Source organism: Sporotomaculum syntrophicum (assembly GCF_009932395.1).
Taxonomy (GTDB): domain Bacteria; phylum Bacillota; class Desulfotomaculia; order Desulfotomaculales; family Desulfallaceae; genus Sporotomaculum; species Sporotomaculum syntrophicum.
In genome coordinates this window covers 951,482-958,753 of sequence record NZ_LSRS01000003.1, presented here as the reverse complement: position 1 = coordinate 958,753, position 7,272 = coordinate 951,482, and the positions used below count along the sequence as shown (strand labels likewise).

At 43.9% G+C, this 7,272-nt stretch carries 6 protein-coding genes; all 6 read left to right on the top strand.

Going from position 1 to position 7,272, the window contains the following annotated elements; genetic code table 11:
* Nucleotides 1-318: 4Fe-4S dicluster domain-containing protein (locus SPSYN_RS09515; protein ID WP_161822196.1), on the top strand; the 318-nt coding region annotated here is incomplete at its 5' end.
* A 37-nt stretch (nucleotides 319-355) separates the two neighbouring features.
* Nucleotides 356-1,195 carry a hydrogenase iron-sulfur subunit gene (locus SPSYN_RS09510; protein WP_161822195.1) on the top strand — a complete coding sequence of 280 codons (840 nt, stop codon included), beginning with the start codon at nucleotides 356-358 and terminating at the stop codon, nucleotides 1,193-1,195.
* Between the two features lie 225 nt (nucleotides 1,196-1,420).
* Entirely contained in the window at nucleotides 1,421-1,681 is a 261-nt protein-coding gene (locus SPSYN_RS09505) for a hypothetical protein (RefSeq protein WP_161822194.1), read from the top strand.
* Between the two features lie 322 nt (nucleotides 1,682-2,003).
* Nucleotides 2,004-4,067: a molybdopterin-containing oxidoreductase family protein gene (locus tag SPSYN_RS09500; protein WP_243152985.1), complete on the top strand. Its 2,064-nt coding sequence runs from the start codon at nucleotides 2,004-2,006 to the stop codon at nucleotides 4,065-4,067.
* A gap of 666 nt (nucleotides 4,068-4,733) precedes the next feature.
* A complete protein-coding gene (locus SPSYN_RS09495; protein ID WP_161822193.1) occupies nucleotides 4,734-6,701 on the top strand; it encodes an aldehyde ferredoxin oxidoreductase N-terminal domain-containing protein in 1,968 nt (655 codons plus the stop codon).
* Complete coding sequence (locus tag SPSYN_RS09490) at nucleotides 6,695-7,243, top strand: 4Fe-4S dicluster domain-containing protein (RefSeq protein WP_341478869.1); 549 nt, start codon at nucleotides 6,695-6,697, stop codon at nucleotides 7,241-7,243. The genes SPSYN_RS09495 and SPSYN_RS09490 overlap by 7 nt, the downstream gene beginning before the upstream one ends.
* Nucleotides 7,244-7,272: the final 29 nt, after the last annotated feature.

Genomic DNA, 7,272 nt, shown 5'->3' with positions numbered 1-7,272 from the left:
GGTCGTGTCTTAACACTCCTCTCCCGTGATACAGTTGTTGCGTCCGGCTCTGTATGCGTGGTAGATGAGAAGAAATGCATGGGCTGTGGGGCCTGCGTTGAAGTCTGCACATATGGCGCCCTGGTGTTAAATAAGGCCAAAAGGGTTGAAGTTAACCCGGTACTGTGTAAAGGATGTGGCCTCTGTAATACCAAATGTCCGCCAGGGGCCATTTCATTAAAACACTTCACCGATCAAGAGATTAACAGCGAAATTGACGTAGTGATTCATGAAGCAGATATCCTAAAAGAAATAGATGCGGCTGCTGACGAAGTATAGCGTCCAATAAGACTGCTAACAAAGGAGGGGAGAATGGATGAGTGCAGCAAGAAAATTTAAGCCAAGAATACTTGGTTTTGTATGCCACTGGTGAGCATACGGAGCTGCTGATCTGGCTGGAGTTTCCAGACTACAATACACAACTGAAATGCGGCTGATTCGTGTCATGTGTTCCGGTAGAGTTGACATGAGCTTTGTGCTCAGGTCCTTCTCAAACGGATTAGACGGAGTGTTTATTGGCGCTTGCCACTTAAATGAATGCAATTATATAACGCATGGCAATTACCAGGCACAAAATATGGTGCTGCTGGTTAAAAGAATAATGGAACACGTTGGTATAAATCCCGGCAGGTTAAGACTGCAACATGTTTCAGGCGCTGAAGGGAACCTGTTTGCTGAAAGTACCAATGAGTTTGTTAAGCAAATTAAAGAGTTAGGACCGCTGGGTCAAGCTGAAGGCGAAGTAAGCCGAGTAGAAATGAAAGCCCGGCTTGCCGAAGTGATGAAGCTGGTTCCCTATATTAAGGTGGAGAAACGGGAGAAACTCAGGGCACGCCTGACGACCCCGGAAGAGTGCGCGGCGCATTTCACCCTGGAAGAAGTAGCCGACATGCTAACTAACGTAGCCTCGTATTGGATTGACCCGACGAAGTGCCAGGCCTGTATGACTTGCGCGCGGAGATGTCCTGCCGATGCGATTATTAGTGCCAAAGGCGAAGTCCATATAGTCGAACAGGATAAATGTATTAAATGTGGAACTTGCTATTCAGTTTGCCCGCCTAGATTTGCGGCGGCGACGCGGTTGGTTGGTGAACCAGTTCCGCCTCCTCTGCCTGAAGGAGAAAGGACGGTTATTAGAAAGAAAAAAGAGGCATAGTGTTGTTGTCGATTAACATAAGAAAGTAATTAAGGTATGTTGTTTATCAGTTTGAGGCAGTATAGAATGTCAACGATAATTTGGCATTTTATACCTGCCTCTATTTTTTATGGTGCTATTACATAAAATAGCTTGTACCCTGCAAGGTTAATTTGTAGTATAATAATTCAGATTAACACCAGTGTTAATATACTTACTACTGTGAGGAGGGATAGGCGTAGAAGAATGGAATACCTGAACGATGAACAAGCCACCTTTTTTACTTGGTGTGATGAAATTTTAAGCGCATATGTATCTCGAGAAGGAGTGACACTGAATAACTGGCATCCTCGTAAAAAACGCAGCGGACAATATGAACTTGTTATTGAACTAGGCCAGCCTGAAGGGGTATCCCTAAGACAGGTCGTTGCTATACCAGAACAGTTTCACGATCTATTGGAGAGGGAATATTTTATCTGTCACCCCGATGACGAGGAGAAGTTGTGAATTTACAATATACAGTAAGGGTAAGGGTAAAGCCAACTGCTTGCAAAGAAATAAAACCGTGCCTCCACAATTCGGCATGGTTTTTTTATGAGTAAAGTTGTACAGTTGTTAACTGTCGGTCAAATGAACATGTATGTTTTTCCGACAGTATTCGCTAAAAAAAAATCAGATGTTGTTAATATGCAACATAAAATACCCTTGAAAAATAAGCCTAATATTTGAATGTTATAATTTTATCGGCTGGTATAGAAGTTGCTATTTAAAATTTTAGTAACAGCTATATTGGTGTATAAAATAGCTGATATATGAATTGTGTTAAGGAGTGAGTATTTTGGTAGAACGCAAGACCGTGATAAGCGACTGCATGTCATGTGTGTGGGACTGTGGCATTAAAGTGACGCTGGAAGACGGCAAAATGGTTAAAGTTGAGGGATTACCTGAACATCCCGTGAGCAAAGGTTATATCTGCCCCCGTGGCGAGTACCTCCCGGAATTTGTGTATTCACCGGATCGCATTAAATACCCAATGCGCCGTGTAGGCAATACCTGGCAGCGGGTTAGCTGGGAAGAGGCGTTGGATTATGCTGCCGATGAACTTGCCAAAATTAGAGACAAGTATGGCGCTAAAGCGCTGGCAATTTTCTGCGGTTCAATGGGCGTAGAAAACATTGAAGTGGCTGGATTTGCCCAGAGGTTTAAGTCGGCTTATGGTACCCCTAACCTGTTATCAGTGGAAAATATCTGTTATCGAGCCCGAATCATGGCACGTCAGATGACCTTTGGTCGGTATCCCATGGATTATCCTGCTGAAGCACATTGTATTGTTCTCTGGGGTCATAACCCTGACGGCTCCAAAGGAATGCTGGCTGAAGATATCAGGAAAAAAGCAGAAAATAGAGTGCTTGATCTGATTACCATTGACCCCAAACGGACAGAATTAGCCGAGTTGGGTCTCCATCTGGCAATTCGTCCAGGAACTGACGGAGCACTTGGGTTAGCCATGCTTAATGTGATAATCAACGAAGGCCTATATGACAAGGAATTTGTAGAAAACTACTGCATTGGTTTTGAAGAACTAAAAGAGCATGTCCAGCAGTATACACCGGAATGGGCGGCTGAGATTACTTGGTTGTCCGCATCCGACATTAAATCAGTAGCACGTATTTATGCCCAGTCCAAGCCGGCTTGTATTGTACAGGGTATCAACACTTTGGATCAGCACGTTAACGGGCTGCAGCTGTCCCGGTTGCTGAATATTCTACAGATTGTTACCGGTAATATCGATAAGCCGGGCACATGGGTAACCATACCCTATTTGCGCATGACAGACCTGCGTTTACCGATGGATGAAGTGCCGATCGGTGCTGATCAATACCCGTTGTTCTATTCTTTCTGGGGCAGAAAATCTCCTTATGGTATTGCCACTCTGTTCCCGCAGGCAGCTTTGGAAAGCAAGCCCTATCCGGTTCGCGGCGCTATCGTGGCGGCAGCTAACCCGGTAGTTTCCTTCCCTGAAGCAAATAAGTTTATCGAAGCCTTTAAATCAATGGATTTCATGATGAGCATCGACCTCTTTATGACTGAAACTGCTGAGCTGGGTAATTTATTCCTGCCTGCCTGCACCTTCATGGAGAAGGATGCACTATCCTACGTTTATGGCGTAGTGCACGGCGAACCCTTTGCCAGTTACCACAGGAAAGTAATTGAGCCGTTAGGTGAGTCCAAGCCTGACTGGTGGATTTGGACCCAGTTGGCCCGTCGTTTAGGCCATGGTGATTTATTCCCCTGGAATTCAGACGAAGAAGTGATGGATACACTATTAGAACCAAGCGGTATAACTGAACAGTTGAAAGAAGCCGAAATTGGCATGTATTTCGCTGAACAGGATTACTACGCTTACAAGAATAAAAAGATTGGTACACCCAGTGGCAAAATTGAAATATACTCCAAGACCCTGGAAGATGCAGGTTATGACCCGCTGCCGAAATATTATGAGCCGGCCCAGAGTCCGGTAAGCACCCCCGAACTGGCCAAAGAATTCCCGTTAATTCTGATAAGCGGTGCCCGCCGGCAATCGTTCACCCATACCCAAATGCGGCATGTCCCGCAGCTCAGGGCACAAGAGCCGGAGCCGTTTGCAGAAATGCATCCGTCAACTGCCAGTCGTTACGGAGTTAAGGATGGGGAGCGTATTCGTCTTTCCACGCGTAATGGAAGCATCAAAATGCGGGTTAAGGAAGAACCGAGGTTAATGCCTGGTATAGTATCTGTGCCTCACGGTTGGTCCTCAGCTAATGTCAACATGCTAACTGATATGGAGACAAGGGATCCCATTACCGGTTACCCGGATTTTAAATCCTTACTTTGTAAGATTGAAGCTATATAGAATTATAGAAATTTAAAGTTCAACAATAGAATTAAACCATGCCCCGCAAGTGGCATGGTTTAATTTTGTAAGCCTTTGCTTCTCTGTCAGCTATGTTGATGAGGTTGTCTGCCATTTGAACATGTCTGTTTTTTAGACAATATATTTTGTTGAAATATGTAGGATTTTTGCTTTAAATCTTGAAGATTAGATGCTATAACGCGGTTAGAAAAAAACTTTTTTGTTTAACAATAAAATCTTTCTGCAGGTATAGAAGTTGCTAATATACTTTACAAGATTTTTAAAAGGATTTTTTAAAGATTCTGAAAGAAATGCGATGTTAAACAAGCTAAAAACAAAATAATTGTAAATTTATTTACAATGCTTTCCAGCAAATGAAAACCAATAAAAAGGAGGAGGTATAGTTACTGAAACCGCCATGTTATTATGGTAATTATTGGGAATAATTTGTGGCAGAAATTATTACAGACAGACATAAGCGTGGCTTAAATCAAGGAAGGGGTTGACGACTAGCATTATTACACCAAGCAATGGAGGCAAAAAATCTACAGTAAGTGATAGGCTGTTTTTGTTCTTATGTACTGCGAATACAGCAGCGCAGCTTCAAGACTATGGCTGCGCAGATACCCCGAAAGATGCTAAAAAAATACGTAGAGGTGTTGAAAAATGAGGTACGCTGAGACAGGGTATAATTTAGAAGTTGATTTGTCTACCGGCAACATTGAGCGGGTAGAAACCGACCCCAAGTTAATGGAGACTCACCTAGGGGGTCAGGGTGTTAACGCTAAGATTATCTGGGATAGGGTTAAACCCGACACAAAACCCTTTAGCGAAGATAATTTACTGATCTTCGGCGCTGGTCTTTTGCATGCCACACCTGTTGTCGGCTGTAACCGTACCAGTGTGAACACTATTAACCCCATGACGGGCATATTTGGACATTCATGTATGGGTGGACATTTCGGTCCGGAACTTAAATATGCCGGTTACGACAGAATAATCATTCGCGGCAGAGCTCCCAAACTGGTTTATTTGTATATACACAACGAGAGAGTGGAAATACGCGATGCTTCACATCTCGCAGGGAAAGGCCCCGGGGAAACTACAAGTATCATTAGAGAAGAGCTGAATGAACCCTTCGCCCAGGTGGCCTGTATTGGACTGGCCGGTGAAAACAAGGTTTTTACGGCTAGTGTCGAGCACGGTTATTCCAGTGCGTCTCGCGGACCTGGCCCAATCATGGGTGATAAAAAGTTAAAGGCTATTGCTGTTCGCGGGACAAAGGATGTTAATATCGCTCATCCGCAAGAACTCTTTGAGTTATGTCTGAGAATGAAGAAATGGATTAATGACAGCAATGGTTGCGGTGACTGGATGGCGGTCGATGAGGATGACAGTTTCCACCACAATAACTTTGCTTGGGGTTATTCGCGTACGCGTATTAAAAATTATTGGAGCGAAGAACTTCAAGATAGATGGACTCACTGGAAATATGACAACATGGACAGACAAGCAGGCTGCTACAACTGTCCCAAGGGATGCATTAACGTGATTTCCTGGCCGGGCACGAAAAGATTTGGTTATAAATGCTACGGCAAAGATACCTATCATATGGCGGCCTTTAAAGAGCTGGACTATACTTATGGAATGCTTGGTCAATGTTTGGATTGGGGAGTAGATTCATACTCTACACCACAAGCTATATCACTTGGCATTGAACTTTACGATAACGGTATTTTAACTGACCAGGACGTCCCTAACTTCCCGACTGATCCCGGGGATAGAGTTAAGTACTTGTTGGAAAAAATTGTTCATCGAGAAGGAATTGGCGACATACTAGCTAACGGTTCTTGGTGGGCGTCCCGCATGATTCCCGGAGCTGAATCATTTGAACACAATACCGTTAAGAAAATGGAACAGTTACCTATTAAGTTGGGCAAACTGAACCCTGCTTATTACATCATGATAGCCACCGGTGAGAAGATGGCTATTACCCAGATTGAAGGCTCATTCCCTCAGGACCCAATTAAGGATCCGGTAAAGAGGAAAGAATTTGTCGATAGATGGGACGCAGCCCCATATCAGAAATTTAAAGATATGTTCATGAACTGGGAAAAGCGTGATCAGATATCTATTGAAGATACTTGTGCACTTGTGGACTGGAATGAGGCCATGCATTATGTTGATGACTCAACCGGGCTTTGTGGTTTTGTCTCATCATTTAGAGGGCAGTTTGGCGGTCAGGTTGCATATTCCTTCAATAACGTGCCACAAATAATTCATCTTGCGACAGGTATGGATATTGATAAAGAGGGACTTTGGGAAATCTGCCGCAGGAACCGTGATTTGGTCAGATGCATTAATAATAGATTAGGCATGAGAAGAGTCGATGATGATCCACCTAAGGATCACTGGGCGGTAAGAGACCCTGAGCTTGAAGAAAAGCTGCTTGATGCCTACTATAGCTTCAGAGGATGGACTAAGGATGCTATTCCTACTAAAGAAGAGTTGCATAGAGTTGGCTTAGACTATGTAGCAGACGAATTGATTCAGTTGGGGATCTTGGATCCTAACGAAGGTACTCCAGAGCAAGAAGCGGCAAAAGCCGCAGAACAAAAGTCAGGGGGGTGCTAATTGTGGGTGAAAAAGTAAAAAAAATAGTTAGAACAATTAGAGTTGATCTTGATAAATGCAATGGCTGCCGCGGTTGTGAGATGGCCTGCTCAGCATATCATGCTACGCCGAAGTACAGCGCAATGAATCCGGCCAGGTCTAGGATTCGCGTAGTTATGGATCAATTTAATGATGAATATGTTCCCATTCGTGCCACTGATTATGCTAAAGCCGGATGTGACGGCAGACGCGTTTATACTATTAAAGGAAAGCAATACAGCGAGTGCAGCTTCTGTGGGACTATCTGCCCGACCAGGGAAATGTTTTTCGACCCCGATTCCGGTCTTCCTCTCCAATGCGATTTGTGTGGAGACGAAAAAGAGCCCATGTGTGTTCAGTTTTGTCCACAAGGCTGTTTGACATTCGAGGAAGTGGAAGTTGAAGAAGAAGAAAAAGAAGAAGTGAAGATGGACGAGATGGAAATAGGAATGAGGGCATTGTTAGACAAATTTGGAGCTCAAAAGATAGCAGATACCTTTAATAGGTTGTCACAGAAAGGCTAAAACACAATGTGAAAGGAGGGATTAAAAAG

Excerpts from the sequence above, each read along its gene's own strand:
- SPSYN_RS09505 (WP_161822194.1), top strand. The coding sequence starts at position 1,421 with ATGGAATACCTGAACGATGAACAAGCCACCTTTTTTACTTGGTGTGAT.
- SPSYN_RS09495 (WP_161822193.1), top strand. The coding sequence starts at position 4,734 with ATGAGGTACGCTGAGACAGGGTATAATTTAGAAGTTGATTTGTCTACC.